Annotated in this window: 3 protein-coding genes; all 3 read right to left on the minus strand. The window is 57.6% G+C overall.

Annotated features, from left to right (window positions below; genetic code table 11):
- Positions 1–121: 121 nt before the first annotated feature.
- Positions 122–619 (minus strand): hypothetical protein, encoded by a 498-nt coding sequence (locus tag AC1DYI_RS32350; RefSeq protein WP_477208212.1) that lies wholly within the window; start codon positions 617–619, stop codon positions 122–124.
- A 1,048-nt stretch (positions 620–1,667) separates the two neighbouring features.
- On the minus strand, positions 1,668–2,087 hold the full coding sequence (locus AC1DYI_RS32355; RefSeq protein ID WP_477208213.1) for a VOC family protein: 420 nt from the start codon (positions 2,085–2,087) through the stop codon (positions 1,668–1,670).
- A gap of 118 nt (positions 2,088–2,205) precedes the next feature.
- Entirely contained in the window at positions 2,206–2,520 is a 315-nt protein-coding gene (locus AC1DYI_RS32360; protein ID WP_477208214.1) for a hypothetical protein, read from the minus strand.
- Positions 2,521–2,585 lie beyond the last annotated feature (65 nt).

A 2,585-nucleotide genomic window follows, 5' to 3' on the forward strand; every position in this document is an offset into this window, starting at 1 on the left:
CAGGACGACTGCGGCTGCGCGGAAATGGAACTGGTGTGTTCCGGCATTGAAGGAGATCATTGCGCTCTAACGTTCGACGTAAGGGGCGGCCCGCCTGCGGGACGTCCCCTTGACGGAGGGGTTAGACCCCAGGCCGTGGATAGACACCAAACTCGACATCGGACGCCTCGATGAGCCAGCGAGCCTCGACGCCCGGGCCACCTGCCCACTCAATTTCGTGTACGAGGTGGCCGGCCGGGGAGAGGCGAAACTCATCGTAGCGCCAATCAGCGTGACCGCCGGTACTCCCTGGATTTTCGAACGAGTACGAGTAAACAATGGGATAGTAGAACTCAAGGTAGCAGTCGTGATAGGCGGCCAGGAGACGCACACGAAGGCTAAGCCGACGGTTTTGGCCGCGACTGCCCGAGGCTGGCTCTTCGAACTTTGCCCACTCCAGCCACGCATCATGGGGGGCACGATGGTCGGAGAAGCCGTAGTACCAGCCTGAAGTTGCAAGCGCGAACGCACCGGGTGGAAAGACTGATCGATTCTCTTGAATGTAGCGCTCGTACTCTTGCCAGAGACGTGTCGCTTCTGCATCGTCTTGATCGCGTTGCTCGGCTAGGATGTATGCCATCGTATTGGGGTCTAACGTTCGACGTAAGGGGCCTGCCGAAGGCAGGTCCCCTTGACGGAGGGGTTAGGCCTTGCGCTATAGAGGAGAGAGTGAAACGGAGACATCTTTGCTTCCGCTATAGGTTGCAGGGCAACCTTGAGAAAACGACGAATATTTTGCTTCGAATGAGACTGGTTCGGGCTCGTAACCGGGTGCCCTAACGGACATGACATAGCTGCCCTCCAAAGTGGAGAAGCTACAGGGAACTTTGCATTGAAGTGTGGTGCCAACGAGTTGGATGTTCGACGACTTAGCGCTGAGCGCGTGCAAATCTGGAGACACACCGTTGACGACAATGTCCGAAAGTGTGATGTCGACTACGTCGGCGGCGGAATCGGCGTCGACAGCCGAGACCACCTTTACCAGTGGGTCGATGTATTCGACAACGCAAGGCCCCGCTGTTGGTTCTTCTGAGCCGCTTCCTCCGCAGGCAAGAAGAGTTGAAGAAATGGAGAGTGACAGGGTCAGTTTGACCAATCGCATATGTTCCCTGATGATGAAAAGGCCTAACGTTCGACGTAAGGGGCGGCCGCAAGTGGGCGAAGCCCGCTTGTGGGCGTCCCCTTGACGGAGGGGTTAGGCGGCTGGTGCGCTGGCAGAGACAGTTTCATGGTGCACCGGATTGCGAATCAGCCCCTGCCTGGCCGGACCAGACGATGTTTAGCGACTGGCATTTTGGACAATCAACCACGGGACCCGAGGGAAGTGGCATCTTGCAGCGGTGGCAAGTGGCACCCGGCAGAGCAAGGTGAAGGTAAGTGGCCTTCGCCTCTCCTATCGAGCAGCCAGTGATCTCGCGAATGCGTGGAACAAACTTCAAGAACTGGTTGTGTGCAAGTAGCTTCGACAGTTCAGCTTGAAGTGCCGGCTCTTCGACAGAGGCGATGTCCGACAGGCAGCCGCACTGCCGACACCTGGGACGGCGAAGATTCACGGCTGCAATGGTGAGCATGACGCTTAACGTTCGACGTAAGGGGCCTGCCAAAGGCAGGTCCCCTTGACGGAGGGGTTAGGCGTCGCCGTTGGCATTGGTCGCACCCTCGGGGGAATGACAGGCAACGCAGAGTTTGTTCCCATCTGGATCGCGGAGGTAGGCTCCATAGTAGTTGCCGTGGTACTCGGGCCTCAAGCCTGGCTTGCCCTCGGATAGACCTCCATTGGCCAGCGCCACTTCATAGGCATGGCGAACGCCAGCTCGGCTGGCCGCCAAGAAGGCCACCATGTGGCCATTGCCAGGGTGAGGGGGCTGTTCGTCATGCGGCGAGCCGATGAGAAAGAGCGGCCTCGGGCCACCAGCCGTTTGCCAGCCAGCCCATGGCCGGCTGCGGTCACAGAACCGCGGCTCGATTTCTAGCGCCTGCATGAGCGGCGCATAGAACMCGAGTGCGCGATCGAAGTMGCTCACGCCGACGAAGATATGCGAGAACATGGCCTGTGGGGTATTTTGGTATTCGACGCTTAACGTTCGACGTAAGGGGCYKGCCGCAGGCMRGTCCCCTTGACGAAGGGGTTAGGCGGCAGTTTTGCGTTGACTCGACCTTGATTGTTCAAGGTTGATAGCCCTTGAGCCAGTGATAAGACTTTGGCTGAACCAGTCGAATAGCGAGCAAATCCACGAGATAGACGATTGGAAGTAGACCCAGCAAGACTGACACCTTGATAAATGGAGAAGCCGAAAGCGCCAGGAGGGACAACTGTGCAACTATAAACAGAGCAAAGGCGATTGCAAGCGAGCTGCCGGTTCTGTTCAGTTCGGCATTGCAGTTTGGACACTTCATGCAGGACCAGCGCGTCACTTTCCAAGCGCCCCACGGAACGAAAGAGAATTGACAAGCGGGACATTGCTTGTTGAGCGGTTTCATAAGCGATATGCAAGGAGCAGGAGCAGGAGCAGGTTATGACTTTGAACGCGCGTCGATCCGAAATG

It is taken from the genome of Ideonella sp. P3_A4, assembly GCF_056403075.1.

Excerpts from the sequence above, each read along its gene's own strand:
- AC1DYI_RS32350 (WP_477208212.1), bottom strand. The coding sequence starts at position 619 with ATGGCATACATCCTAGCCGAGCAACGCGATCAAGACGATGCAGAAGCG.
- AC1DYI_RS32360 (WP_477208214.1), bottom strand. The coding sequence starts at position 2,520 with ATGAAACCGCTCAACAAGCAATGTCCCGCTTGTCAATTCTCTTTCGTT.